Origin of the sequence: Microcoleus vaginatus HSN003, from assembly GCF_022701255.1 — a bacterium.
Lineage (GTDB): Bacteria > Cyanobacteriota > Cyanobacteriia > Cyanobacteriales > Microcoleaceae > Microcoleus > Microcoleus vaginatus_B.
In genome coordinates this window covers 3,149,736-3,176,253 of the sequence record NZ_CP031705.1, presented here as the reverse complement: position 1 = coordinate 3,176,253, position 26,518 = coordinate 3,149,736, and the positions used below count along the sequence as shown (strand labels likewise).

The 26,518-nt window shown below is 45.8% G+C and carries 23 protein-coding genes; 11 read left to right on the top strand and 12 right to left on the bottom strand.

The window, feature by feature from the left end:
* The first annotated feature begins 12 nt into the window (after window positions 1-12).
* A complete protein-coding gene (locus D0A37_RS13735; RefSeq protein WP_242724913.1) occupies window positions 13-1,110 on the top strand; it encodes a ParB N-terminal domain-containing protein in 1,098 nt (365 codons plus the stop codon).
* Window positions 1,111-1,128: 18 nt separating this feature from the next.
* Here the strand turns inward: D0A37_RS13735 and D0A37_RS13730 are convergent, their stop codons facing one another.
* The 5 genes from D0A37_RS13730 to D0A37_RS13710 form a co-directional block, all read right to left on the bottom strand.
* Window positions 1,129-1,290 carry a hypothetical protein gene (locus D0A37_RS13730; RefSeq protein WP_242724911.1) on the bottom strand — a complete coding sequence of 54 codons (162 nt, stop codon included), beginning with the start codon at window positions 1,288-1,290 and terminating at the stop codon, window positions 1,129-1,131.
* A gap of 21 nt (window positions 1,291-1,311) precedes the next feature.
* Entirely contained in the window at window positions 1,312-1,647 is a 336-nt protein-coding gene (locus D0A37_RS13725) for a XisI protein (RefSeq protein WP_242724909.1), read from the bottom strand.
* Entirely contained in the window at window positions 1,635-2,051 is a 417-nt protein-coding gene (locus D0A37_RS13720; RefSeq protein ID WP_242724907.1) for an element excision factor XisH family protein, read from the bottom strand. Before D0A37_RS13720 ends, D0A37_RS13725 begins: the two co-directional genes overlap by 13 nt.
* A gap of 108 nt (window positions 2,052-2,159) precedes the next feature.
* Window positions 2,160-4,109: a sensor histidine kinase gene (locus D0A37_RS13715; protein ID WP_242724905.1), complete on the bottom strand. Its 1,950-nt coding sequence runs from the start codon at window positions 4,107-4,109 to the stop codon at window positions 2,160-2,162.
* A gap of 615 nt (window positions 4,110-4,724) precedes the next feature.
* Entirely contained in the window at window positions 4,725-6,254 is a 1,530-nt protein-coding gene (locus D0A37_RS13710) for a phenylacetate--CoA ligase family protein (RefSeq protein WP_242724904.1), read from the bottom strand.
* 304 nt (window positions 6,255-6,558) lie between these two features.
* On the opposite strand from D0A37_RS13710, the gene D0A37_RS13705 reads away from it, so the two are divergent.
* The 4 genes from D0A37_RS13705 to D0A37_RS13690 all read left to right on the top strand — a co-directional run bounded on the left by D0A37_RS13705 (window position 6,559) and on the right by D0A37_RS13690 (window position 11,819).
* Window positions 6,559-8,469 carry a serine/threonine-protein kinase gene (locus D0A37_RS13705; protein ID WP_242724902.1) on the top strand — a complete coding sequence of 637 codons (1,911 nt, stop codon included), beginning with the start codon at window positions 6,559-6,561 and terminating at the stop codon, window positions 8,467-8,469.
* Window positions 8,470-8,549: 80 nt separating this feature from the next.
* Window positions 8,550-8,819, top strand: a complete 270-nt coding sequence (locus tag D0A37_RS13700) for a hypothetical protein (RefSeq protein WP_242724901.1) — start codon at window positions 8,550-8,552, stop codon at window positions 8,817-8,819.
* Window positions 8,820-9,493: 674 nt separating this feature from the next.
* Complete coding sequence (locus D0A37_RS13695; protein ID WP_242724900.1) at window positions 9,494-10,840, top strand: EAL domain-containing response regulator; 1,347 nt, start codon at window positions 9,494-9,496, stop codon at window positions 10,838-10,840.
* A gap of 313 nt (window positions 10,841-11,153) precedes the next feature.
* Entirely contained in the window at window positions 11,154-11,819 is a 666-nt protein-coding gene (locus D0A37_RS13690; protein WP_242724899.1) for a response regulator, read from the top strand.
* 311 nt (window positions 11,820-12,130) lie between these two features.
* Here the strand turns inward: D0A37_RS13690 and D0A37_RS13685 are convergent, their stop codons facing one another.
* Both D0A37_RS13685 and D0A37_RS13680 read right to left on the bottom strand, forming a co-directional pair.
* Window positions 12,131-12,850 carry a pentapeptide repeat-containing protein gene (locus D0A37_RS13685; protein ID WP_242724898.1) on the bottom strand — a complete coding sequence of 240 codons (720 nt, stop codon included), beginning with the start codon at window positions 12,848-12,850 and terminating at the stop codon, window positions 12,131-12,133.
* A gap of 191 nt (window positions 12,851-13,041) precedes the next feature.
* The gene (locus tag D0A37_RS13680; protein ID WP_242724897.1) at window positions 13,042-14,241 is read right to left on the bottom strand and encodes a phosphoglycerate kinase; all 1,200 of its coding nucleotides are present in this window, start codon (window positions 14,239-14,241) and stop codon (window positions 13,042-13,044) included.
* 183 nt (window positions 14,242-14,424) lie between these two features.
* Between D0A37_RS13680 and D0A37_RS13675 the strand changes: the two genes are divergently transcribed.
* Window positions 14,425-14,838, top strand: a complete 414-nt coding sequence (locus D0A37_RS13675) for a universal stress protein (RefSeq protein WP_006633514.1) — start codon at window positions 14,425-14,427, stop codon at window positions 14,836-14,838.
* Between the two features lie 207 nt (window positions 14,839-15,045).
* Window positions 15,046-15,900: a ribosome biogenesis GTPase YlqF gene (gene ylqF / locus D0A37_RS13670; protein ID WP_242724896.1), complete on the top strand. Its 855-nt coding sequence runs from the start codon at window positions 15,046-15,048 to the stop codon at window positions 15,898-15,900.
* Window positions 15,901-15,919: 19 nt separating this feature from the next.
* On the opposite strand, the gene D0A37_RS13665 is transcribed toward ylqF, so the two are convergent.
* Window positions 15,920-16,735, bottom strand: a complete 816-nt coding sequence (locus D0A37_RS13665; protein ID WP_242724895.1) for an MOSC domain-containing protein — start codon at window positions 16,733-16,735, stop codon at window positions 15,920-15,922.
* 242 nt (window positions 16,736-16,977) lie between these two features.
* Here D0A37_RS13665 and D0A37_RS13660 point away from each other — a divergent pair, with 242 nt between their 5' ends.
* The gene (locus D0A37_RS13660) at window positions 16,978-17,688 is read left to right on the top strand and encodes a carbonic anhydrase (RefSeq protein ID WP_242724894.1); all 711 of its coding nucleotides are present in this window, start codon (window positions 16,978-16,980) and stop codon (window positions 17,686-17,688) included.
* A gap of 414 nt (window positions 17,689-18,102) precedes the next feature.
* Here the strand turns inward: D0A37_RS13660 and D0A37_RS13655 are convergent, their stop codons facing one another.
* Entirely contained in the window at window positions 18,103-19,290 is a 1,188-nt protein-coding gene (locus D0A37_RS13655; RefSeq protein WP_242724893.1) for a glycosyltransferase family 2 protein, read from the bottom strand.
* 299 nt (window positions 19,291-19,589) lie between these two features.
* On the opposite strand from D0A37_RS13655, the gene D0A37_RS13650 reads away from it, so the two are divergent.
* On the top strand, window positions 19,590-19,862 hold the full coding sequence (locus D0A37_RS13650; RefSeq protein ID WP_242724892.1) for a GlsB/YeaQ/YmgE family stress response membrane protein: 273 nt from the start codon (window positions 19,590-19,592) through the stop codon (window positions 19,860-19,862).
* A gap of 229 nt (window positions 19,863-20,091) precedes the next feature.
* Here the strand turns inward: D0A37_RS13650 and sppA are convergent, their stop codons facing one another.
* The 3 genes from sppA to D0A37_RS13635 all read right to left on the bottom strand — a co-directional run bounded on the left by sppA (window position 20,092) and on the right by D0A37_RS13635 (window position 24,147).
* Window positions 20,092-21,912, bottom strand: coding sequence for a signal peptide peptidase SppA (gene sppA / locus D0A37_RS13645; RefSeq protein WP_242724891.1), 1,821 nt, complete (start codon window positions 21,910-21,912; stop codon window positions 20,092-20,094).
* A gap of 263 nt (window positions 21,913-22,175) precedes the next feature.
* Entirely contained in the window at window positions 22,176-23,225 is a 1,050-nt protein-coding gene (gene fni, locus D0A37_RS13640) for a type 2 isopentenyl-diphosphate Delta-isomerase (RefSeq protein ID WP_242724889.1), read from the bottom strand.
* Window positions 23,226-23,463: 238 nt separating this feature from the next.
* Window positions 23,464-24,147 (bottom strand): SDR family oxidoreductase, encoded by a 684-nt coding sequence (locus tag D0A37_RS13635; protein WP_242724888.1) that lies wholly within the window; start codon window positions 24,145-24,147, stop codon window positions 23,464-23,466.
* A 79-nt stretch (window positions 24,148-24,226) separates the two neighbouring features.
* On the opposite strand from D0A37_RS13635, the gene D0A37_RS13630 reads away from it, so the two are divergent.
* Both D0A37_RS13630 and fghA read left to right on the top strand, forming a co-directional pair.
* A complete protein-coding gene (locus D0A37_RS13630) occupies window positions 24,227-25,336 on the top strand; it encodes an S-(hydroxymethyl)glutathione dehydrogenase/class III alcohol dehydrogenase (RefSeq protein WP_242725520.1) in 1,110 nt (369 codons plus the stop codon).
* 197 nt (window positions 25,337-25,533) lie between these two features.
* The gene (fghA, locus tag D0A37_RS13625; protein ID WP_242724887.1) at window positions 25,534-26,388 is read left to right on the top strand and encodes an S-formylglutathione hydrolase; all 855 of its coding nucleotides are present in this window, start codon (window positions 25,534-25,536) and stop codon (window positions 26,386-26,388) included.
* The last annotated feature ends 130 nt before the right edge of the window (window positions 26,389-26,518 follow it).

Genomic DNA, 26,518 nt, shown 5'->3' with positions numbered 1-26,518 from the left:
ACTTGTAACAAGATGGATCGATCGTCCGATCAAAACCAAATAGTTGAATATTTGCGGATTAAGCCAATTAGTCATAGTCAGATTTACACTTCCCAAATTGCCATACCAGAGCCTCATCGGGGCGAAATTCCTCGCGAACGCCGCGAAGCTCTCAGGAGAAGTCTGATCGAGCAAGGCAGCAACTTAATTCCTTTAATTGTACGCCCTACAGAAGCTTACAGCAACGAAGAAGAATATGAAGTTGTCTGCGGCTCAGATTGGTGTATTGTTGCTAAAGAACTCGGCACCGAGCAAATGTGGGCGTGGGTATTTGAAATGACCGACGAGGAGGTAGCTGTTGCTCAAGCAGAAATGGAACATTTAGCTCCGCAACCGACTCAGAAACCTGCACAAATTGAGACTCTACTGCAAGAATTTGAGCTATCATTTCAAAAAAAGGTAGAGAGTCTAACAAAACGAATAGAACAATCTGTTAAAAAAAATGAAGAGCTGCTAAAAAAGCAAGTAAAAGCTCTAACTGAGCAGAACTTTGAGTGTAACCAAATACAACAGATTAAGGATTTGCTCGGACAAGTTGAAAAAACATTTCATGAAAAGGTAGATAAATTGGCTAAAAAAATTGAACAATCGACCAGCAACCGTCCCCCGACATCTGCTGTTATTTCTGAGGTAAATCTGGAAGGCGCTTTGAGACAGTTAGATGAACTGGAAAAACTACTGTCAACAAAATTAGAACGCACAGTTCAAACAATTAATCAGTTTGTTTCCGACGCCATCGAAGACGTAGAAAATGACCTGAAAAATCAAATTGAAACGCTCCGCCGCCAACTGGGAGTCGCAACGACGCACTCAGAAATACAGCCCGAAGCACAACCGAAAAAGCCGTCAAAAACGCAGCCTAAGAAGCAGTCGAAAGCACAGCAGAAACCTCAGTTACCGCAGTTGCAGTTAGAGTTGCCGTTTCCGTCCCCGTCCCCAGAAGAAGAAGACTACGAAAGTCTGTCGCTGAGACGGTTGAAGGCGATCGGCAAAGACCGGAAAGTGCGGGGCTACGCGCGCATGAAACGACCGGAAATTCTGGAGGCTCTCAGACAAACTGACGGTCAATAAAACGATAATTGCTAATAGTTAAAAACTAATTATTGGGTGTTCGATCGCGTATTTCGGCAAAAAGCGCGATCGGGCTTTCAGAATAGTCCTGGGCGCAGAAACGAGCCGATCGCCTGGCCGCGAAACTGCGAGAACTAAATATTGATCCCGATACAGTTTAGCGATCGCCCTTTCCTTCAAGTTTCCTGTATTTAAGCTGGTTTACGCGATCGCATATCCCGTATGTTGCCGAACATGATACGGATGAAACCCTAAAACTATCTGGTCTTTAGGCACTCCTAATTCTACAAGTTCTGGGGTAATTCCCGTTTCTATACCATCTTGTTGAATCCAGATTTTGCCGTCGATAATTTCCACATGAACGATACAATCGTGAATTCTTTGAGGCCCTTGCCAGCCTTCGTGCATCAGTAAAAAATTGTTTTGTTCGCGGTCAACAATAACGCTGCTTTTAATTTGTCCGTATTGATAGGGAATCTGGGCATAACTATCTAAAATTTTCTGAATAAATCCGCGATATTCATCTAGTCTATCCATCTGACAACTGTCTCCTTTAATGAATCAAAAACTATTAATTTAAATCTCTTTTTTTCTAACAAAACCTGCCCGATAGGTTCCGAAAAAATTTGTGCATAAACTTCTGCACGGATTGCCAGATATATTATCCGTTCAGGTTCCGAGCGCTCTAGAATATCTGCATAGACAATATACTGTCCAACAGCTTCTTCTAAGTCATGAACGGGTGAAGCACTTACGAAACTTTTTACTTCTACAGCAATTTTGCGACCTTGCTTTTCGGCAGCAAAGAGTTTTTCTGCACCCAAATCGACGTTGAGAGTACGTTTGCCAATTTTTAAGGGTAGCGGATCGTTTGTTATCGTCCACCCGTCTTTTTCTAGAGCTGTTCTGACAGTATTGTGGTAGATGTCTTTTGCTGGCATATTTTAAGCTGAACCATCAACAGTCACCCTAATTATATAATAACACAAGGCTTTTCCAAACTGATAACTCATCAATTAAAACTACTTACTGCCATGTATATCAATAATTCATGAGTTGTCTTGCCTAATTGGCAATTCTATTATAAACTCCGTACCTCGATCGGGTGCTGAAACGCATTTCAATTTACCTTTGTGTTTTTCCGAGATTATATTGTAGCTAATATACAAGCCTAAACCAGTACCTTTTCCGACTTGTTTAGTTGTATAAAAAGGATCAAAAATGCGGTTTATTATCTCTTTTGGCATACCGCTGCCGTTATCCGTAATGCTGACAGCTACACAATTTTTATCTAAAAGCTTCGTGCTAATTTCGATTTGCGGTAAAGTTTCAGGCTCATTAATGTTTCTTTTAATCCTTTTGACGGCCAAAGCATCGATCGCATTAACCACTATATTCATAAACACTTGATTTAACTCAGAAGCATAGCATTCGATTTTAGGTAAGTTACTGTATTTTTTAATCACCTGAATGCTCCGAGTTTCTGTATTAGATTGCAAGCGGTTATCCAAGATAAGCAGCGTACTATCCAATCCTTCATGTATGTCTACTCTCTTTAGTTCCGACTCGTCCATGCGGGAAAAATTTCGCAAAGACAAGACTATCTTTTGAATGCGCTCTGTTCCTATCTTCATCGAAGATAGAAGTTTAGGCAAGTCTTCCATAATAAACTCTAGATCAAGTGCTTCTATTTCCTTTTGAATTTCTGGTGCTGGTTGAGGATAGAATTTTTGATACAGTTTGACAACATCGAGTAACTCTTGAGTGTATTGATTGGCGTGAAACAAATTGCCGCCAACAAAATTAATGGGGTTATTGATTTCGTGAGCAACTCCAGCTACTAAGTGTCCCAACCCCGACATTTTTTCGCTTTGAATTAATTGAGCTTGTGCCTGCTGCAAATCCCCTAAAGTTTTTTCAATCTGTTGAGTTTGAACTCGCAACTGGTTCTCTACTTGCTGCCGTTGTGCGATCGCAGCATACAGCACTAAAGTTGTCAGCACAACAACCCCAATAAAAGACTGCAATAACACCAGAGATTCATTAAGATCGGGACGCGCAAAAGGTCCGCCACCTTTAACTGTTCCTAAAACTGCAATTGCCGATACAATAAAAATTAATAATGTTGCTCCTTGGATGTCAAAGCGAAATACTGCCCATAGAAGAAATGGAATCAGCATATACTCTACAGGATAGCCGCCGCCAAAAGCAATTTTACCTACGGCAAGCACGAGCAGTATCAATATTGCAAACTCAGCCACTTTGACCTGAGATGAGATAAATTTCAAAGGCTTCAATTTCAGCTTTTTTTTTTGCCTTATTCCTGCTGTACGGATATCGAATAAATCCTGAAGTGCCTCTAATAGTGGTTGGCTCCAAATTAATACTAGAGGTGTAAAAATCAGAATTCCGCCTACATTTGACATCCACCATGTAAACCAGTTCATGCCCCAATCTGCCAGAGGGACAATACCCCGCAAACAGAGAGTGGTAATGCCCACAGTCGCACTGACAATCGGGCCGCCCATTCCGCCCATAACTACAAATTTGAACACATTTTGAGGGCGGTCGAACAGATGGCCACGTCTGACAAACTTGTTTAGCAGGAAACTGCCTAAGATTGCTGATAAGGTAGTTCCCGCAGCGATGCTAGAGGCAATTGCGATAGAAATAGCAACAGAAGCTGCATTTGTCTCGTCCAAAAAAGCCCAAATATTGGCAAAAAATGAACCAATCCAAATTCCCGGCCAAACGCGATATCCTAGCAGCAGGAGGGCTGCTAAAGCGAACCCGTCAGGAGGCCACACGGGAGTCACATTGTCTGGCGTAGATGCCAAAAATCTGCCCAGTTCAGCGGTGCTGTAGTATACAGCAGCTATAACCGTAACTGCTGTCGAGTGCAGCAACCATTTTGGTAGCGATCGAAAATTCATTAAAACTCTGTGAACTTGCTCTGATTTTTTAACAATATTCGGAGCCGATCGCCAATTTTTTGACAAAGTTGCTTCCGAGGATCATCCCCAGGTAGAAAACAGCAAAAAACCAGCAAAAATCATGAGCTCAAGCATAGTCATTGTTGCTGCGGATGTCTGTAATTCACCATAGCAGACTTCTGACCGAAAAATTGGGTCACAACCTCCCGGATTCATCTGTAGTCTTAATCTAAAATCTAACATCTAAAATCGGATGACGAATAGCTTTGTGAACCCACTTGCCCTCGATCGCACTCGCTGTCATAACATAAAACCAGGAGCGGCGCGTGCGACAGATCAGCAGATAAAAGCTCATCAATTATGTCAAAATTAATGTCAAGATTAATTCAGCGATCGCCAAAAATCCTCAGCTTCAGCCAAGCGTGAAAATCCGACGCAGCAAGTTCCAATGAACAATCCCATCTACTCCGGCATAACTCTCAACAACCACTACCGCATCGTCCGCGAATTGGGACACGGAGGCTTCGGGCGCACCTACCTCGCTGAAGACGCACACCGATTTAACCAACCCTGCGTTTTAAAAGAATTTGCGCCCCAAGTAAACGGAAGTTACGCTTTACAAAAATCCGAACAGGCAATCTCAAACCCGGAGAAGGGAAAGCTTACATTAATTCAAACTACTTACTGCCGCGTGTATCGGTGCTTCACCCCAATCGGAAAATACTCCGCATCGCCCGTCTCCGTTAATGTCACGACAGGTAACTGATATTCGGGCGGCACGTAATTAGCAAATTCGCTGTTTAGCCGCCGCAATTGCGCGAGAATTGAAGATGCGATCGCCTGCTTCATCTCCTCGTCGCCCTCCACCCCCGCTGCTAATTCCACAACAACAGATAAAAACCGATTTTGATCCCCATCTTCCTTGACTTGCAGTACAAATTTTCCCGTCACCCATTCCCGAATAGTGGGAACTTCTAAACCTACGGTGACATTTTCCGGGTAAATGTTAGCACCGAAGTAGGAAACGGTAAAGTGCGATCGCCCAAATACATACACAAATGGCAAGCAGCGAATTCCTCTGGGGAAATCAGAAACTTTCATACCTGCTGCTTGCTGCAAACGTGCCACAGGGTTAAATCCCCATTCAGCCAAAAAATTGAGCATTGCTTCGTAACAAATTAAACCGCCGTTATCCGAGATGTGATAGCGTATTAGCGGGATGCCATTGTCGCCCGAAAATAATAGCGTGCCGTCATTATTCACTTCAAAAAAGCGACTTTTCGGATCGTACTGCACCAGCGTTGGCAACCGCGATTCCCCGAATAAATTGCGTGCTGCTTCGGGATTGTTTGCTAAAAAGCGGCGGATGCAAATGCTCAGCGGTGTCTCGTTGCCCAAAACGCCCGCATCCGCAGTACCGTAAAGGCTCGCAGAGTTGTAATATAGATTGTCAGAATTAGTGCGATCGCTCACCAAGCTCCGCCATTCTTCGCTAAACACTTCTCCCGCAAACACCATCTTAATTCGGTATTTTTGCCACTCCACACCCCCAGCAATTCCGCTATCAATCACATCTTTGATAAATGGTGGATATCCCAACAAAACTACTTGCTCAAAATGCTCCCCCAGTTCCTGCACAACTCGCAATATTTCAGTCTTATTATTCCCCGGCGTCACAACTGTAACGGGATAGCCCTTACTCGCTAGATAGCGGCAGCAATTCGCCGTGTACATTCCCCCAACCCAAGTTCCCAACGCAAAGCAAATGACAGCTAATGTGGAGCGCTTGTCGGCGTAAAAACTGTCGTGAAATATTTGTTCAAAACGAGCGGCAATTTGCAACTCGTCACTCATAAAACGAGGCCAAAATGTCGGGTTTCCTGTCGAACCAGATGAAACAGCAATGAAATCGCAAGTTTCTAATTTCCCCTCGTAACACAACTGAGGTAGCGGGTGACAGCGTAAATAATTCTCTTTGGTAATTAGCGGCAATTTTTGGAAGTCTTCAAAGGTTTTAATTGAAGCGGGATTGATGTTATGTGCAGCTAGGAAAGTCTGGTAAGCTGGTACTGTGGTCGCGACTTTTTGAAAAAGCCCGATCGCCCCGGATTCGGCAACTCGACTCTGCTGGTGTTGCAATCGTTCCTCAAGCGGCGCCTTCAAAAACTCTTCAAACGCCCCAATTGCTCGCTGACGCTGTTCTGGCTGCATGATTTGCTCCTTAAAATGCGTATTTTGCACCTCGATCGCTCAAGATTCCATTAGTAGCGCGGCGCGACCCGATCGCACATTGGGCTGGACACTAAAAATTTGAACACATTTTGAGGTCGATCGAAAATATAGCGCAATAGGTAAACTTCTATAGCACGAAACCGCTGTTTTCACAATAACCATAGGGGATAGCGAAGCTGCCGATCGACTAATAAACACTGACACACTATGTCAAGATTAATTCAGCGATCGCCCAAAACTCCTAGTCTCAGTCAAGCGTGAAAATCCGACGCAGCAAGTTCCAATGAACAATCCCATCTACCCCGGCATAACTCTCAACAACCACTACCGCATCGTCCGCGAATTGGGACACGGAGGCTTCGGGCGCACCTACCTCGCTGAAGATGCCCACCGATTTAACGAACCCTGCGTTTTAAAAGAATTTGCGCCCCAAGTACATGGAAGTTACGCTTTACAAAAATCCGAGGAACTGTTCGAGCGGGAAGCAGGAGTGCTCTACAAGCTGCAACACAATCAAATCCCCCGCTTCCGCGAACTTTTCCGCGTCAGTATCAGCGATCGAGGCTACCTATTTCTCGTCCAAGACTACGTGCCCGGCCAAACCTACCGCTTTCTGCTCGACGCCCGCAAGCGTCAGGGTTTGCGGTTCATAGAGGCAGAAATCAATCAACTGCTGCTCCAGATTTTGCCCGTGCTCGAATACATTCACTCTTTGGGAGTGCTTCACCGCGACATCTCCCCGGACAACCTGATTCTGCGGCTGTCTGACGGAATGCCGGTGCTGATCGACTTCGGCGGAGTAAAACAAGTCGCCGCCACCGTAGAGTCTCTGTTCGCTGAGGCTAACGGCACTTCCGGCCCCGCGACTCGCATCGGCAAGCTCGGCTATGCTCCCGTCGAACAGATGCAAATGGGTATCGTCTCTCCCCACAGCGATTTGTACGCTCTGGCGGCCACGGTTTTAGTGTTGCTGACGGGGAAGGAACCGCATCAGTTACTCGACAGCCAGACGCTCAATTGGAACTGGCGGGCGGAATGTTCTCTGTCTCCGAATTTGTCCCAGGTGCTGGATAAAATGCTTGCTCAACAGCCGAGCCAGCGTTACTCCTCGGCTCGCGAGGTAATGCTCGCTCTATCGGGGAATCCGCCTTTACCGCCGCACCTGCAACCGCCACAGCCAGCCCCGGATTTTGGGCCCACGCAGCCGCCGGATTTCTCGCCTATACCCATGCCCGCCCCCGCGCCAAAACTGCCGGGAACTCCGGTGCGAGCTGCTATTGGCAATCAGCAAAAGATGCCTGCTTGGAAAATGGTGTTGTTTGTGGTGGCGGTGCTCTCAACGATGGGGGGAGTTGGCTGGTTGGCGGGCAATTCTTTGTTAAATCTGCAATCAAAAGTACAGAAAGTTCCCCAACCTGCAAACCCGAAGCAGCAGCAAGAAGATGCTTTGCAAGATCGCTTTGTAAAGCTCAAAATTGACGATCGATTCTATAACGGTTACGTCAATCTTGTGGACGAGACTTTCTATGCCAAATACCCGGAATTGGGCGGACGATTGTTAAAAGAAGGCCAGGACGATCGCCAATGGCGCGAAAGGTGGCAGAAAATCGGCGACGAGTTGCTCGACAAGCTGGAAAATCTCAGCAGCGACGCTAGAGCGCGGTTGGGCAGTTATGACACCACAGATATTGATCGCTGGAAAACTGAGGTTAACAACCTGAATTTGAGCAGTCGGGCTTTGTACGATTTGGCTGATGCTAGGTTCTTTTATTGGTTTCCACAACAGCCGCGCGATCGCAATATCATCGGTTTGCCGATCGGACAAATTTGGCAAGCAATTACCGCCGACGAACTCGAAGCCTTACAAGCGGGAGCAACTGTCGAAAGCGTTGAATTTGACCGCCTATCGAAGAGCAAACGCCTCACAGGCAATCTCAAACCCGGAGAAGGGAAAGCTTACATTGCCAGGCTCGCTCAAAATCAAACTTTGCGCGTGAATTTACAAGCACCGCGCAAATCAACTCTACTGTCAATTTATACTCCGGGGCGGACAAAGGGCGCGCGAGCTTTGCTGGCAGATGCAGAGGGGCTGAGTTGGTCTGGATTGCTGGATGATGCTGGTTATTATGAATTTGTGGTAGTTTCTCAAGCATCTGAGCCGATCGCTTACGAGTTGAACCTGACGGCGGAATAACTGCTATTGACGCTCTCTATCCACCCAGGCAATAATAAGGTAATACCAATCAGATAAGTTGTCGGGTTCAAACAAAGAATATGCTGAAATTCGCGATCCTAGCTTTAGTGACTTTTGGATTAGTATTAGTGACGGCACTAGGTTTACATCCGGCCAATGCGACAGTCAGCACTCCCGAAGTTTATGCTTGGAACTTTGCCTCTGTAGGCAGTAGCGAGCTGGTTTGTAAAAAGACCGTGGTAGTTCCGCAAGACCAGATAATTCCGTCATCATCAATGCAGGCTGTCCGTATCACTTCTGCAATTGTAGATGAAAAGTTTTGCGTGAATTCAACTAGGCCGGTGAATTAAGGCAGTGCATAATAGGATTTCCGGTTATAGAAGCATAATTAAGTTCTCCGTTAGTCGGTTTTAGATTGAGCTCACAGATGACTCTGGCAGGTTGAACCTTCATCTAAAATTTTTATCTATCCACGACTGTTGTCTGAAAGCAAGTATCCTTTTTTGGGAGCGATCAGGACACTACGTCCTGATTCATCCCGAGAGAGAAAACTCTAGTTGTCAGTACAAACACGGAGCAATTATGAACAATTAACCGCACCTCATATAGCACTCGTAAATAATTTGTGAATTTCTTACTTTCTCCCCGCAGGTTTGGGGAGAGTTGGGGGTGGGGTCAAAAAAATTACGACTCCTGCAAGGATTGCTATAATATTAAGTCATTGTCTGAGTGATTTCCGCCATCCGCGCACTGAAACGGTTGGCTAATTTTTTTTATGAGAAACACCGGCTATTTTGTAATGAAAATTTATCAAACGAGTCGGGCGCAGAAGTTTTCTGCTCTTGAAAGAGATCGAACTCTTCCCTACTTTCCCAGTGCTTTTATGGTGACTTAAGAACCGAGGGAAAATATTCAGCCATTTGGCTAATCGTTTATTGGCTAATTGGCCGACTCAGTAATTCGTTAGTTTGAGTATGCTAGAGTTAGTCAGGTTCAGAATAGTGCCATCTGTTATCTAAGTATCATGCTCAAAATTTTGGTAATTGAGGACGACGAATTAATCCGGGAAACTCTTCTGCAACTCCTGGAATCTCACAGCTACCGGGTCATTGCGGCTGAAAACGGTCGAGCTGGGGTGCAGATGGCACTTTCGGAGATACCGGATTTAATTTTGTGCGATGTGCAGATGCCGGAACTCGACGGTTATGACGTGTTGCGGACTCTGCGGCAAAACTCGCTAGCTGCAACAATTCCATTTATTTTCCTCACGGCTCAAAGTGACAAAACCGATTTTCGTCGGGGGATGGAATTGGGGGCCGACGATTACCTGACAAAGCCGTTTACCAAGGCTGAATTGCTGGGAGCCATTGCTTCTCGCGTCTTGAAACGGCAAACTATTACTCAACCGCTGACAGTGGCGCTTCACCAAGCAGAAGCCAGACTCAAAGATTTAGTTAACGACTCCACCAAGGTTACGACCCTCTCTCCTGAAAAGTTTGCTCTCGAAGCTTTGTTGCGCCACGCTTTGGCACAAGGTGAGTTTCAGGTATACTATCAGCCACAAGTGAATATTGCTACTGGCCAAGTTATCGGCGCCGAAGCTTTAGTGCGCTGGCAAAATCCCGAGCGAGGTATAATTTCTCCCTGCGAATTTATTCCCTTAGCAGAAGAAACAGGTTTAATTATTCCGATTGGCGAGTGGGTACTGCTTTCAGCTTGCGCTCAAGCCGCGAGTTGGCTGGCGGCGGGGTTTTCGCCTTTTACCATATCAGTAAACTTGTCGGCTCGGCAGTTGTCCGACCCGGAACTCAAGGCGCGAATCGTCCAAATATTGGAAACTACAGGTTTAGAGCCTGCTAATTTAGAATTAGAAATGACCGAAAGCGCTTTGGTGGAAAATGCGACAGTAGCAGGCGCTACTTTAAACCAACTTAAAGCTCTAGGAATTCGGATTGCTATTGACGACTTCGGCACCGGTTACGCTACTTTAGGGTATCTTAAGCAATTTGCTTTTGACAGTTTAAAGATCGATCGAATTTTCGTCCGTAATGCCAACGAAGATACTCAAAATGCTGCTATTACTACAGCAGTAATTTTACTGGGTCACAGTTTGAATATGACCGTAATTGCTGAGGGAGTGGAAACACAAGCAGAACTAGATTTTTTGAAACAACATCAGTGCGATATCATGCAGGGGTATCTGTTCAGTCGCCCCGAACCAGCAGCGGTAATTGAAAGTATGTTGGTTGCCGACCCCGCTTTGTTCGCGCAGCCCCCAGTAGTAGCACCTGATCGCGTTGTTCCTTTTGTACCTGTGTCCGAACCGGAAAAATCTAAAAACCTTTCAATTTCTGGTCTAGGAATAGTGTAAGTGTCACCAAGATTTCTGTATAATAGAATAAAATTATTTCTGTTACCTTCTCTTTTCTGCATAAAAGTTGACGCTTCCTCATAAAAAGTTGTAGCTTTTTAGGATAGGCAAATCAAAGAAGGAGGTTTTTTCCCATATTCCTCTACTTCTTCCCCTTTTATGCGATCGGGGCCCGGAATTGGACTATTTGAGGAATTGTGGCGTCTTGAAATTGCGAGCTTTTATCAAGTTGCAGCAGGTAAACTCATTTAAGTTTCTACTTTGGGACTGGCAGTTTCAATAACTGTCCAACTGGAATTGGTGCAAGCCTGTCATGGAAAGAATATTAGTGGTGGACGACGAAGCAGACTGTCAAACAGTCTTAGCAATGTACTTGGAAAGTCAGGGATATCGGGTTGAATGCGCTAATTCAGGGATTGAGGCGCTCTCAATGTTTGAAAATGCCCCCCCAGATTTGGTAATTTCAGATGTCATGATGCCGGAAATGGACGGGTTTGAGTTTTGTCGCCGTTTGCGAACTACCCGTTTGGGACAATTAGTCCCCTTTATATTTTTGTCTGGTCAAGGGGAGATTGAGTCAAAAGTTGAAGGTCATTCGATCGGCGGTGACGATTATCTGGTAAAACCTTTTCAGTCTGAAGAAATTTTAGCTAAGGTAAAGGGGCAGTTAGAGCGCTCTCACCGCATTCACGCCGAGATTGTTCGACTGCTTCAAACTTCTAGCGGTAGGGCGGTAGAACCAACATTTGTGGCAGTATTGCCAACACCTGCACCTTTGCCTTTAACACCAGCCGAGGAAAGAGTTTTTTGGGAGGTGATCCAGGGTTATACTAACAAACAAATTAGCGATCGGCTGTTTATTAGCCCCCGCACTGTGCAAGCTCATTTAGGCAGCATTTTCAGCAAATTACAGTTAGATAATCGTGCTCAGCTTGTGAGATTTGCCCTGGAAAGAGGATACAAACCACCTCAAACTTAGCTTTGAACTCCACCTAGGGTGTGCGCGCCACTTAGTCGATTTTAGATTTTAGATTTTAGATTTTAGATTTACTCTACAGATTCATCTGGGAGCTAAAACTTTAGTCTAAAATTTTTATATTTCCACTACTTAAGTCGGACGCTTCTATCCGTTTTTGTGCCGGGTGAGTCGATTTTAAATTTTAGATTTTAGATTTACTCCACAGATTCATCTGGGAGCTTGAAGTAGGGTCTAAAATTTTTATCTTTCCACCACAGGAGTACGCGGCACGGTATCCGTATTAATCGCGGCTGACGCAATCAGCAGGCCGATTATTCCCACTCCAAAACACAATAAGGAAAATTAGTTATCACACAAACCCCCGGTCCCAAATTCGTACCCCGCAAGTTGGCACGTCCCAAATCAGCCTGCCGCACGTTATTAGCAGCATCGATATTTGTACCGATCAATAGAGCATTAGGAAGCCTGGTATTTGATGACAAAATAGCAGCCTGCAAATTACTCTCCCGCACATCCGCGAAAGACATATTCGCTCCGCTTAAATTCGCACGATTCAAATTAACTCTAAACAGCAGCGATCGCCTCAAATCGGCATTCGACAAATTAGCTTGCAACAGATAAGCTTCGGCCAAATTCGCATTAAAAAGTTTAGCACCGCGCAAATCAGCACTCGTCAGATTCACTCGCGCCAAAAAAGCATTAGACAAATCCGCATTTCGCAGATTAGCACTATCCAAGTCAGCTCCGTACATCTCCGCATTAACTAAGTTAGCATTCGCCAAATTAGCACCCCTTAAATCAGCTTCTACCAAATTAGCTTCATAGAGATTTGCTCCGCTTAAATCGGCTCCTCTTAAATTAGCTCTGTACAAGCTAGCGTTGAACAAATCAGCATTTCTCAAGTCACAGCCTTCGCACTCTTTATCTTCCAGCAATTGCCTAACATGATCTGGATTTTGAGCTTTAAGTGGAGCTGCCAGCCCAAACAAAGCTAAACTTGCCACTACAGTTGCCAAAATTTTAATTTTCACAAACAAACCTCACTGCTACTTCAAATAAATTATACTAGCAAACTGTAGACTTTAAACCCAAGTCCTTCTATCTTTTCTCTTGCTCTGCGTTCTCTGCGCCCTCTGCGGTAAACCCTCAAAAAAATGATTCGCAGCCAATGATTTAGACCTGCTGACCGCAAGGCGGGCCAAGCCCGCCCTACTTAACTTAATTAAGCTTCATCTAAAGCAGCAACACCAGGCAATTCCTTACCTTCGAGCAGTTCCAAACTAGCACCGCCACCAGTGGAAATGTGGCTCATTTGTTCACCCAAATTCAACTGTTCCACAGCGGCCACCGAGTCACCACCACCGATAATTGTGGTAGTACCAGTTTTAGTAAGTCCAGCCAAAGAATGAGCAATTCCTTCAGTTCCCACAGCAAACTTCTCCATCTCAAACACGCCCATCGGCCCGTTCCAGATGACAGTTTTGCAATCGGCCAAAGCATCTTGGAAAGTTTTTACTGAATCCGGGCCGATATCCAAACCCATCCAACCGTCGGGGATGCTTTCAACAGAGACAGTTTGAGTGTTAGCATCAGCAGCAAACTTGTCAGCAACTACCACATCAGTAGGTAACAGAAAAGTAACTCCCCGTTCCTTCGCCTTAGCTTCCAAAGACTTAGCAAGTTCCAGCTTGTCCTCTTCCACCAAAGACTTGCCAACGTTCAAGCCGCGAGCTTTGTAGAAGGTGAAAACCATGCCGCCGCCTAACAGCAGTTTGTCGCACTTTTCCAACAGTTTTTCAATGACTCCAATCTTGCTGGAAACCTTAGAACCGCCGATAATAGCAGCTAAAGGACGCTGAGGATTGTCGATCGCACTGCCGAGATATTGCAGTTCCTTTTCCATCAAAAAGCCAGCCACAGAAGGACTCAGATACTTAGTAACGCCCTCTGTAGAAGCGTGAGCCCGGTGAGCAGTACCAAAAGCATCGTTGACATACAAATCGGCCACCGAAGCTAACTTCTTAGCAAATTCTGGGTCGTTTGCCTCCTCTTCTGGGTAGAAGCGGACATTTTCCAGCAACAGCACATCGCCATTTTGCATCCCGGCGACTGTAGCAGCGACTTCATCACCGATGCAGTCGTCAGTCTTTTTGACTTCTTTACCCAACAATTCCGACAGCCGTTTAGCAACCGGCGTCAAGCGCAACTTCTCCGTCACACCCTTGGGACGGCCGAAGTGGCTGCACAAAATCACCTTAGCGCCCTTGGACGCTAAATCTTGAATTGTCGGCAGAGCCGCCCGGATGCGAGTATCATCGGTGATATTGCCGTTGTCGAGCGGCACGTTAAAGTCCGCCCGCACCAATACCCGTTTGCCCGATAAGTCCGATGCCGATAAATTTGCTACAGTTTTTTTTGTCACAGGATTAACCTCCTAATATGTGTGTTTTTGTCGAATTCCGTTGAAATGGCGGCACTGGTCACTTGCACTTGGGCCTCGGACGCATTCAACCGCGTCCGTACAAAAAACGGAAGATGAAACAAACGGCACTGATTGGCTCAACGTAAACATTTTATCGGAGTCCGCGTCCCGGAGATGCGCAGTATGTTCAAGACTGTCTTATTTCCTGTAGATCAAAGCCGAGAAGCCCGCGAAGCTGCCGAAAAGGTGGTCAATATCGTGAAAACCTACGCCTCTCGCTTAGTTATTCTCTCGGTAGTCGAGCCCCCAGCCGAGGAGGCCGACGCCCCCGCGCGAGAGGTGATGACTTCCCCCGAAGCAGTCGCCAAACTTCTTTCTGAGGCCCAATCGATGTTTTCCCAGCAGGGAATTGAAGCTGAAATCATCGAACGGGAAGGCAAACCTGCTTTCACGATTTGCGATGTGGCTGACGAAATTGGGGCCGATTTGATTGTGATGGGCTGTCGGGGAATGGGTTTAACCGATGAGGGGGCGTCTGACAGCGTTACCAATCGGGTGATCAATCTGTCTCCTTGTGCAGTTTTGATTGTGCCTTAGTCAGTTGACAGTTGTCAGTTGACTGTTGACTGTTGGCAGTTGGCAGTTGACAGTTGACTGTTGTCATTCAACAACTAACCAATAACAACTGTCAACTAACAACTAACAACTAACAACTAACAACTAACAACTGTCAACTAACAACTAACAACTAACAACTAACAAAAGTCAACAGTCAACAGTCAACAGTCAACAGTCAACTAACTAATGAAAATTCACTGGTATCCCGGTCACATTGCCAAAGCTGAACGGGCATTAAAAGAACAGCTAAAGCGGGTAGATGTGGTACTCGAAGTCCGAGATGCCCGCATTCCATTGGCTACTTATCACCCCCAAATGCCGAGCTGGGTGGGCGGCAAGCCGCGAGTCTTGGTCATCAACCGGATGGATATGATTACACCTCGATCGCGCGAGGCGTGGGAAACATGGTTTGAGGCCCAGGGGGAAACTGCGTATTTTACTAATGCCGAGCACGGTCAAGGAGTAGACGCTGTGGCGGATGCCGTGCAGGATGCTGGGGTGCAGCTAAATAAAAGAAGGTTCGATCGAGGTATGCTGCCCCGTCCAGTCCGTGCAGTGGTGATGGGCTTTCCCAATGTAGGAAAATCTGCTCTAATTAATCGCCTGTTAGGGCGGAGAGTGGTGGACAGTGCCCGCAGAGCTGGAGTAACTAAATCGCTCCGATGGATTCGCATTTCTGAGGAAATTGAATTATTAGACGCGCCTGGAGTCATCCCAACCCGAATTAACAATCAAGAAAATGCCATAAAATTAGCTATTTGCGAAGATATTGGCGAAGCAGCTTACGACAATCAGGTAGTAGCAGCAGCGATGGTAGATTTGCTGCAAGGGCTGGAGGCGACTGATGACACGTTGATATCACTATCTGGTTTCAAATCCAGGTATAAATTAGATCCAGCATCTAGTAATGGTGAAGATTATTTGCACGAGGTGGCAAAAGACAAGTATAAAGGAGATGTGGAACGAACGGCGCGGCAGATGTTAAACGATTTTAGAACTGGTGTGTTGGGTCAGCTTTCTTTGGAGTTGCCGCCGGCTTGATCAGAGTCGTGCCATACAACTAATCAGGAATGGTATTAAATAGGGATTTGCTGACGGTGAGAATTTGAACTTCGTCTCCTATGTGTACTATTTTTTCGGCTGATTGAGGTGGCACTCTGGTGTTAACTATCAGCCGACTAAAGTAATTTAAATGCCTTTTTTTTACCAAGTTAGGCATGATTTCATTGTGCTTTGCTGCTAGTATTTTTTTAAAATTTGGATAAGCTTCTATCAGTGCATAATTTGGTGTAGATAGAAGACAGGTATGACCCGGATTAATACCTTCAAATATTACAGTCCCTATTTTCAACCTGACAATTTCATCAGCTTGGGGAAAAAGTTCATCTTCCCAAAACGCCGGGACATCTCCTATTTCAATATTAGCTCGCAAGTGATGGCGCATCTCGTTAACGCAAACTCTGGGAAACCAAGATGCAACTTCGGCAATTGTTTCGGTACTGATAATACTTGGGCCTGGTGCAGTGGTATCGTCGGGAAAACCAGTCAGCAAGTTTTCAATTAACTTGACGGGGAAACCGAAGTAGTTGCTCAACCAACATTCTACTACTGGGCGTTCTCTATCTACATGAAAAAAAAATTCTTGTTCGGTGTCTTGTATTTTCAGGCCGGCAATTCTCTTTTTGATGTCAAAGGATAAGCGTAGAAAACGGACTCCGCTGTTACGCTTAGTGTTAACCAATTCTCCGGCTGCATCGCAGATTGCAAAAGAGCGATCGCCTTCTAGAGCTCCGCTGGCTAGAATAGTGGCTTGACCGACTGCTATGCCGTCAAGGGACTTAACCGGATAGATATGAATGCTGGCGACGTAAGACATTTCGAGCCATTTATAAATAATTGTCGTTTTAGATACATTCTAGCATTCCCTGCCGGCAGAAGGATGACCGCAGTTGACTTGGTGAAATAAAATATGAATTAAATTATAATTGGTCACTTTTTTGAAGTTTACATTTGGCCGGAGCGGCGTGTAAAGAAAAATCAAATAAATCTGCCTAAGCTTGTGGTAGATATTATGCTATAAAATAGAAAAAATTAAACAATTGAACCGAGTTATAAGCAATGAGTGAAAGCGGAAGTAGAGGCATGATTTCGAGACGTAATTTAATGTTGAAGGCTGGTGCAGGGATGCTCGCGGCAAGCTTTGCACCTGCGTTGTTACAAGCCGAAGCAGCAAAGGCCGAGGCAATCTCTGAGCTTACTCCTAACAGTGCTCTTCAGAAATTGATGGAGGGGAATCAACGCTACATTGAGCAAAAACGGACATTTCCCGACCAAGCTCGATCGCGAATTGTAGAAGTAGCACAGGGTCAACATCCGTTTGCAACCATCCTGGCTTGTTCTGATTCACGTGTTGCTCCCGAAATTATTTTCGACCAAGGATTAGGGGATTTATTTGATATCCGAGTAGCTGGCAATTTTCTCGATGATGTGGTTCTCGGGAATATAGAATATGCCGCCTTAGAATTAGGCGTGCCACTATTAGTAATTCTGGGTCATGAACGCTGCGGTGCTGTCAAAGCAGCTTTAGATGGCAAAGCTGTGCCGGGTCACATTAGCACTTTGGTGGCGGCGATTAAACCGGCTGTTGATTCGACCAAAGGTCAAACAGGCAATGCGTGGGATAACGCAGTCAGAGCTAATGTGCAAATGAATGTAAATAAGTTACAATCCTCGTCGCCTATTTTAGCTGAAGCAGTCAAGGCGGGCAAGCTTAAAGTTGTTGGGGGCCGCTACGATTTGGATAGCGGGAAAGTAGAGATAATTGCTTGATTTTGCTGGTGGCATCTCATATCCATTCCGGTTGCACCGGAATTATTGTTGACTGTTGACTGTTGACTGTTGACCGAAAGCATCCAGGATACAAGCCCCCGGATTCATTCCTTCGCAGACTCAGGACGGAAAAATAAAAAACCTGTATCCGATAAACAAGCCCCCCAATTTCTCCGTCGGGTCAATGCTTCAATCTAAAATCTAAAATCTAAAATCGATTGACTGTTGACTCGGACTCGAAAAACTGAATGGTTGAGTGTTAACTGTTGACTCGATTTTATTATTCCGATGCAACCGGAAACGATATCATATCTTGGAATATTTTTAATGAACAGGCAAGATGACTGTTCCACAATCCGAGAATTTGATTGTGGGGTGGGCCGAAGAACCCGCCCATAAAAGCCATAATTTCAGTTACATTAAACCCATTTCTTGTAGTCCCCGGCGCAGTCGTTCTGCTTCAAAAGGGCGGCGCTGTTCGTGAAGGGCGATCGCTCTTTTGAATTCTGCTAAACTCTCTGGCATTTTGCCAATTTTCAGCAAGGCTACTGCCAAGTTTTGATGAGCTTCCGCGTGTTCGGGATCGATTTTTATCGCTTGTCGGTAATAGGCGATCGCATGTGCTAAATTTCCGGCTGCCTTCAGCGTCAGTCCTAAATTATAGTGACCTGCTGCAAAATTGGGGTCAATTTTTAAAGCTGCTTTGTAAGCTTTTTCAGCAGATTTCAAATCTCCTTCCTCTTTGAACAAGTTGCCCAAATTATTGTAAGCACCTAACTTGAGGGGCGGGAACACATTTGTATTAATTGCGGCTTGATAGTGTTCTTTTGCTTTAGCAAACTGCTGCTGCTGGCGATAAGCAATTCCCAAATGATAGTTCAGTTCGTAAACAATAGAATCATCAATTGCCGCAGCAGTCAAGCCTTTGGTTAATAAATTAATTCCCCGCCCAATTTGCCCAGTTTCTACATACAGCGCGCCTAATTTGCTACAAGCATAAGCATCGTTTGGATAATAAGCTATATAGCGTTCCATTGCTGCTTGAGCTTTTTGGAATTTACTTTTGGCGGCGATCGCATCTTTGTGATAACCAGAGTGCCAAATCGCCACATCGGGGAGAGAAGCTATTTTCCAATTTGGTTCCCTCTGCAAAATCTCAGCCACGCTGTCGTCTACCATTGCGTGGTAAGGGCGAGAAAAACGGATGTCGAGGCGATTGCGAAACAAGCGTGACACTAGGGAATAGGGAGATTGAGAGGCTCCGATTTCTTGGCGGATGAGATTGATTAGCAGCAGCCGATCGCTCGCAATTGCCTGCTTAATTTGAGGCACAATCTCCGGTACCAACACCTCATCGGCATCTAATACCAAAATCCAGTCGCCCTGGGCGTGCTTCAGACACTCGTTGCGCGCCGCTGCGAAGTCGTCGCACCATTCAAACTCATAAACCCTCGCCCCGAATTCTCGGGCAATTTCACGAGTGCGATCGCCCGATCCCGTATCCACCACCACTATTTCGTCAACAACACCCTTAACGCTGTCCAAAGTCCGCGACAGTGTTGCCTCTTCATTCTTCACAATCATGCACAGAGTCAGATCCATCGGGCGCCAACTTTCCTCATTTCACAAAAATATTGTAATTTTTTTAACCACCAAAACACAAAAAGTCCCAGAAAAGATTCTCCTATTTCCTTTTGGTTTGAGCATAAGTACCTTTCTTCGCTAGAAAAAGTGGGTTAACTCTTTTGACATATTAAAAAGCCTCAAACTCGGACGATTGATGAGAAATCCTACCACTTTCGGTTCATCCCTGCGGTAGAGGTAAGGGATCGATAGCGGTTGTTATTCTTAGAACATAAGACAAGGCACAAGAAAAGTTTAAGTATTCAGGAGAAAGAGAAATGGGCAATATTATTGCTTGGATTGTTCTAGGACTCATTGCTGGTGCGATCGCCAAAGCCATTTATCCGGGAACTCAAGGTGGCGGTTTTCTGGCAACAACAGGTTTAGGAATTTTGGGCGCCCTAGTGGGAGGTTATCTAGGTAACATGTTCCTTGGGACGAGCGGCGGAGCTTCTGTTGGAGCATTGAGTATTCCGAGTATTGCTTTTGCCGTCATAGGTGCGATCGTTCTACTATTCATCTGGGGATTGTTAACTCAGCGTGCTGCATAACAAATATTGCCAATTCCCAGTCGATCGACTTTTAGGGTATTCATAAACCCGGTTTCTGGAAGAAACCGGGTTTTTCAGTTGTTGGTAGGATGCGTCAGCCTACTTTTACCAAATCCGCCTTAAAAAACCCTATCATACTCAGCGCTTACAAAGGTTCAAGAGCAAAACTTTCGTCCGAACAGAGTGCGACTGAAGAATAAATGGGTAAAAATCCCGGATTTGGTATCAATTAATCAATCCGCAAATTGAAAGGCAAGCGAACGTAAATCCCTTGCGGGTCGTTCATCGACTTGATCACACCCAATTCATCTTGCATTTTCTTAAATTCGGCCGTTAGCGGGTCGAGTTTGGCGGCGGGTTTCAACACGTGAACGCCTGAAATTCTTTCCAAAATTCGCTCCTCCAAAGTGCGGCGTTTTGGATATTCTTCCAACTTCCAATCGTCGCCGAGTTTAGCTTGCTTCGCCGCCTCTCTCACAGCATCTTCAAGCCCGCCAATTTCATCGACTAAACCCAACTGTTTTGCAGCCGTACCAGACCACACTCTGCCTTGAGCAATTTCTTGTACCTTAATTTTCGGCAGTTTGCGGGAGGTGGCGACTTTAGTAATAAATTGATCGTAAATGCGATCGACTCTCCTCTGAATATTCGCCAATTCTTGAGGATTTTTCGGGCGGGAAAGCGTGTTAGTATCCGCAAACCGGGCGGTTTTCACCACGTCCCAAATCAGGCCGTTGTTAGCCGCCAACTTTTCGACGTTGAACAGCATTCCAAAAACCCCGATCGAACCGGTAATCGTATTGGGTTCGGCAAAAATGCGGTTGGAACCCATCGAAATCCAATAGCCGCCGGATGCTGCTAAATTGCCCATTGAAACAATAACTGGTTTCTTTTTCCCCGTCAGCATCACTTCGCGTGCAATTACTTCGGCCGCCGTCGCACTGCCTCCGGGACTGTTGACGCGCAAAACTACCGCTTTTACGTCGTTATCTTCTCGGATTTTTCGCATTGATTGAGCGATGCGCTCGCCTCCTACTTGAGTCGCGCTGCCTTCCCCGTCTACAATCTCTCCTTCAGCGTAAAGTATAGCAATTTGGTTTTTCTTGTCAGCGCTCGTTGATTTTTTATTCTCGGCAATTCTCGCATAGTTTTTCAAACTAATTTGCTTGAAAGATTTGTTTTCGCTATCGGTTCCTGTGAGTTTTTTGAGTTCGGTCGATATTTCGTCAAAGTATACAACTTTATCAACTAACTTGCTTTTGAGAGCTTCGTCAGCCATCAAAATTCCGCCCTTATCTGCAAGCGCTTGTAGTTGCGGAACAGTCACTTTGCGACTCGGGGCGACAGTTTTCAGGTATTCTCCCCACATATCTCCGAGCAACTTTTGAGTTTGCTGGCGATTTTCGGGACTCATTTTTGTGAGCAAAAATGGCTCAACGGCTGACTTGTATTTGCCGACGCGAGTCACTTGCACTCCCACGCCGTATTTTTCCAAAGCACCAGTGAAAAACATTGCCTGACTGCTAAAACCGTTGATTTCCAAAGCGCCGTAAGGATTGACTGCAATGGTATTAGCAACAGAACCGAGGTAATAATCTCGCTCATTCCAGTCCATCTGGTAAGCAAAAATGGGTTTTTTGGCATCTCGGAAACGCTGCAATGCCGATCGAACTTCTTTGAGATTGGCAAACCCGCTGCTGCTAGAATTTGAGCTGCCTTCGAGATAAATGCCAACAATTTTCGGGTCTTTTTTAGCATATTCGATCGTGTCTAAAACAGTCCGCAGCGTCACTGTATCGCCGGAATCTTCCGAAAACACTTCTTCAATCGCCGCGCCAGTGCTACGGCTCGGTTTGCTGTCGGTGATATTTGAAGAAAGGTCTAATACCAATACAGACTTATCTTTAACTTGCGGGCCTGAATCCTTAGACGACGATGCGGCCAGAGCAATTAGCAGTACCAGTCCTCCCAATCCGATGCTGCCCAGCAGCAACAGTCCTAGGAAGGTTCCCAGTAAACTTGCACAGGTATATTTTAGGAAATCTTTCATTAGATAATTGGTAATTAGTGATTAGTTATTAGTCATTAGTTATTAGTCATTAGTGAGAGCAAGTCCGGTTAAAGCGGAATGATACCCAACGTGTGAGCGGGAGGCTCGCACTGCACGCGGAAAAATAATATTATTCCGATGAAGCGCGGAAACGATTTTATTGGTAATTCCTGCAACTAGGATTTAGCAATTATCCGCTGTCGTTAGTTATTAGCTAATGACTTTTGACTGCTGACTAATGACTTTTGACTGCTGACTCACTTTTATCTTAACCTTTCCAAAACCCCAGATTGTTTTAGCTCATCCAAATTACCGCAGCCTGTACAGAACATCACGGTGGCGATTTCTGCAATTAACACCTCAGCAAGGAGGGCTGTGGCTGATTCCGATTCCGCAGCAGCTTGTAGAAACGGCCGCGCCAGTCCCGCAATATCCGCGCCAAGAGCGATCGCCTTCGCTGCATCCAACCCGTTTTGCAAGCCTCCAGAGGCAATCAGGGGAACCTCCGGCGCTGCGGCGCGGGTGCTGACAATGCACTCGGCTGTTGGTATTCCCCAGTCGGCAAAGGTTGCGCCCAGCCTGCGCTGCTTGCCATCTTTAGCTCGCTCTCCTTCTATTTTCGCCCAAGAAGTGCCTCCGGCCCCGGCAATGTCGATCGCACCTACCCCCGCAGCGAGCAATTTCTTTGCCATTTTTCCTGAAATACCGTTGCCGACTTCTTTAGCAATAACTGGTACTGGTAATTTATCGCACAACTTGGCAATTTTATCTAGCAGTCCTTTAAAGTTAGTATCGCCTTCGGTTTGAACGCATTCTTGCAGCGGATTTAGGTGCAAAATTAGGGCATCTGCTTCGAGAATATCAATAATTTTTTGGCATTCTTCCAAGCCGTAATTGTAGTTTAATTGAACTGCTCCGATATTGGCAAACAGCAGAATATCTGGAGCGCGGCGACGGACGGCAAATGTAGGAGCTAGTTGAGGATTTTCTACGATGATTCGCTGGGAACCGACTCCCATTGCTAGTTTGTATTCTTGAGCGACATCGGCGAGGCGATAATTGATTGTCTGGGCTAATTCTGTGCCACCTGTCATTGAGGAAATTAGCAGGGGAACGGCTAGTTTTTTGCCGAGAAATGTGGAGGTTAAATCGATTTGGGTGCGATCGAGTTCTGGCAAACAGCAGTGTTCAAAACGGTAGCGTTCGAGGCCGCTGGTAGTTTCGCGAAATTGTACGTCTTCTTCGAGGCAGATCCGCAGGTGGTCTGCTTTGCGGGTTTCGGTTTGCGACGGGGAGGTTAGCGGCAAGTTCACAGTGGCTATTTGGGGAAAGAGTTTTGAGAATATAGCAATTTTATTTCATTTTTGAAGTTTTTTTAATGAACCGCAGAGAGCGCAGATGGCGCAGAGGAGAAAAAAAGAGAGATGTTCGCAAATCATGCAAGGGTTGCTATATTAAGCTGTCCCGCATAGTTGTATTTTTGGGCGGGCGATCCACCCACCCCACAAGAATTTCATCAAACTTGGCTATAAAATTTAGATGCGCCTCAGTTTATCCAGGAACACTCACCGGCATTCCGTTATCTGAAGGTTTCAAGTTCAATAAAAAAGGAACTGCTTTTTGCACCCATGCTTTGGCTGATGTGTAATTTGCCGCATCTTCGCCGAAACAAATGTCCAGCATATCTGTGTGAATTATCCCCGGATTCAAAGGAACTGCTGCCATACCTGTGGGCAATTCTTGAGCGAGCGATTGCGTAAGTCCTTCTATTGCCCACTTGGAAGCGCAATAGGGCGCGACTTCCGGCGAAGTTGACCTTCCCCAAGCAGAACTAAAGTTGACAATTATGCCGCTTTTTCGAGCAATCATTGCCGGGACAAAGTGGCGAATTACATTAGCTGTACCTTTAATATTAACATCAATTACCTGGGAAAATTCTTCGTTACTGACCTTCCAAAGAGGCGCGGGATGATTAGCTATACCTGCATTATTAATTAGCAAATCTGGTGGCTCATTTTTTGCCAAAATTTCTGTTGCCCAAGCTTTTACTCGCTCGTCGTTGGTGACATCCAAAGCAGTAAAATGCTGGGGCGCACTATATTTTTGTTGGAGTTTTTCCACCGCTTCGGAAGAACGGGCGCATCCCACAACTGTATGTCCCAATTCAATAAACTTTTCGGTCATGGCAAGACCTAGACCGCGACTGACTCCGGTAATTACAATTAATTTTGTCATAGATTTGCTCCAAGTTTGACATTAAGTAATACAATACATATTGACTGGTGAATTGACAAATCGATCGCAGGGAGAAAGCATGAAAGTAAAAGCAGCAGTTGCTCGCAGTGCCGGCCAACCTTTGAGCATTGAAACGGTTGAGCTGGATGGACCGAGGGCTGGAGAGGTGTTGGTGGAAATTAAAGCCACCGGTGTTTGTCACACTGATGCTTACACTCTTTCCGGTGCCGATCCTGAAGGTTTATTTCCTGCGATTTTAGGCCACGAGGGAGCCGGGATTGTCGCAGAAGTGGGGGCGGGAGTCACGAGTGTCAAAGTGGGCGATCGGGTAATTCCTCTCTACATTCCTGAATGCCGCAACTGCGAATATTGTTTGAGCCGCAAAACGAATCTCTGTCAAGCAATTCGCGTGACTCAAGGCCAGGGAGTGATGCCCGACGGCACTAGCAGGTTTTCTATAGACGGGCAGAAACTTTACCATTACATGGGAACTTCTACCTTTGCTAATTATACAGTATTGCCGGAAATTGCAGTAGCAAAAATTCGTGATGACGCTCCTTTTGATAAAGTTTGTTTAATCGGCTGCGGCGTCACAACTGGCATCGGCGCTGTCATAAATACTGCGAAAGTAGAGCCTGGTTCTAATGTGGTAGTTTTCGGTTTGGGCGGCGTGGGTTTGAATGTAATTCAAGCAGCTCGTCTGGTGGGAGCTAACATGATTGTCGGCGTAGACTTGAACCCCGACAAGCGAGAAATGGCGGAAAAATTCGGCATGACTCACTTTGTCAATCCCCGTGAAGTGGAAGGTGATTTAGTGCCTTATTTAGTAGATTTAACCAAAGGTGGAGCTGATTACAGTTTTGAATGTATCGGCAACATTAATGTGATGCGCCAAGCTTTGGAATGCTGCCACAAAGGTTGGGGCGTGAGCGTAATTGTTGGGGTAGCGGGAGCTGGTCAAGAAATTAGTACCCGCCCGTTTCAGCTAGTAACTGGTAGGGTTTGGAAAGGCACGGCTTTTGGGGGGGCAAAAGGCAGAACTGATGTTCCTAAGATTGTTGATTGGTACATGGACGGTAAAATTGATATTGATAGTCTGGTATCTCGGGTAATGCCGATCGAGCAAATTAACGAAGCTTTTGATTTAATGCACAAAGGCGAAGTAATTCGCACAGTGTTGACATTTTGAGTTTTTGAAGGAAGAAGGAAGAGGGAAGAGGGAAGAAGGAAGACAGGACTTACGGAAAAAGGGGTTTTACGCGCTATCTATAGCCGTAAGGTACAGGGCTGCACCCTACATAACTTCTCTTTTCTCTCTGCCTCTGCGTCCTCTGCGCCCTCTGCGGTTAATAAAAAAATCTCATTCACAAATGAAATAGAATTAATATGATATCAGACTCCCTAAAACTGCACAAAGAACAGAAAAGTTTCGGTGGAAAACTCGGCTTTTACAGTCATCAATCCTCCGCTTGCAACAGCGAGATGAAATTCGCTGTTTACCAGCCCCCGCAAGCTTTATCTCAACCCGTACCAGTTTTGTATTTTCTCTCAGGTTTAACCTGCACGGAAGAGAACTTTATGGCAAAAGCGGGGGCGCAACAATTTGCGGCAAAATACGGGTTAATGTTGGTTGCGCCCGACACTAGCCCGCGCAATACTGGTATTCCTGGGGAAGATGACGATTGGGATTTAGGAAGTGGTGCGGGTTTTTATGTTGATGCGACAGCCGCACCTTGGAATTCTCACTATCGAATGTACAGTTATGTGGTTGATGAATTACCGAATTTAATCGCCGAAAATTTTCCAGCGATACCGGAAAAACAGGGAATTTTCGGTCATTCGATGGGCGGACACGGGGCTTTAATTTGCGCTTTGAAAAATGGATCTCGCTATCTTTCAGTTTCCGCTTTTGCGCCTATTTCCGCGCCAATGCGCTGCCCTTGGGGACAAAAAGCCTTTGGGCACTACCTCGGCAGCGACAAAGAGATTTGGAAGGCTTGGGATGCTAGCGAATTGGTGCTTGAGGCGCAATACAACCGTCCAATTCTGATTGACTGCGGCACTGCGGATTCGTTTCTTGCTGACGGGCAGTTGTTGCCGGAAGTGTTCGGGGCAGCTTGTGAAAAAGCGGGACAGCCACTAACTTTAAGGATGCAGGAAGGTTACGATCATAGCTATTACTTTATAGCTACTTTTATGGAGGATCACATTTGCCATCATGCGGCTGTTTTGTGCGGGTAGTTCCTAGCAGGAAGCAGGCAAGATGCCTGCTCCACAACAACTGGTTCTTAGGCTCTGCCTGGGAACCGATATCCAGAGGCTCTGCCTCGAATGGCTGCCATGAAATGTGGAGGCACAGCCTCCTGATCTG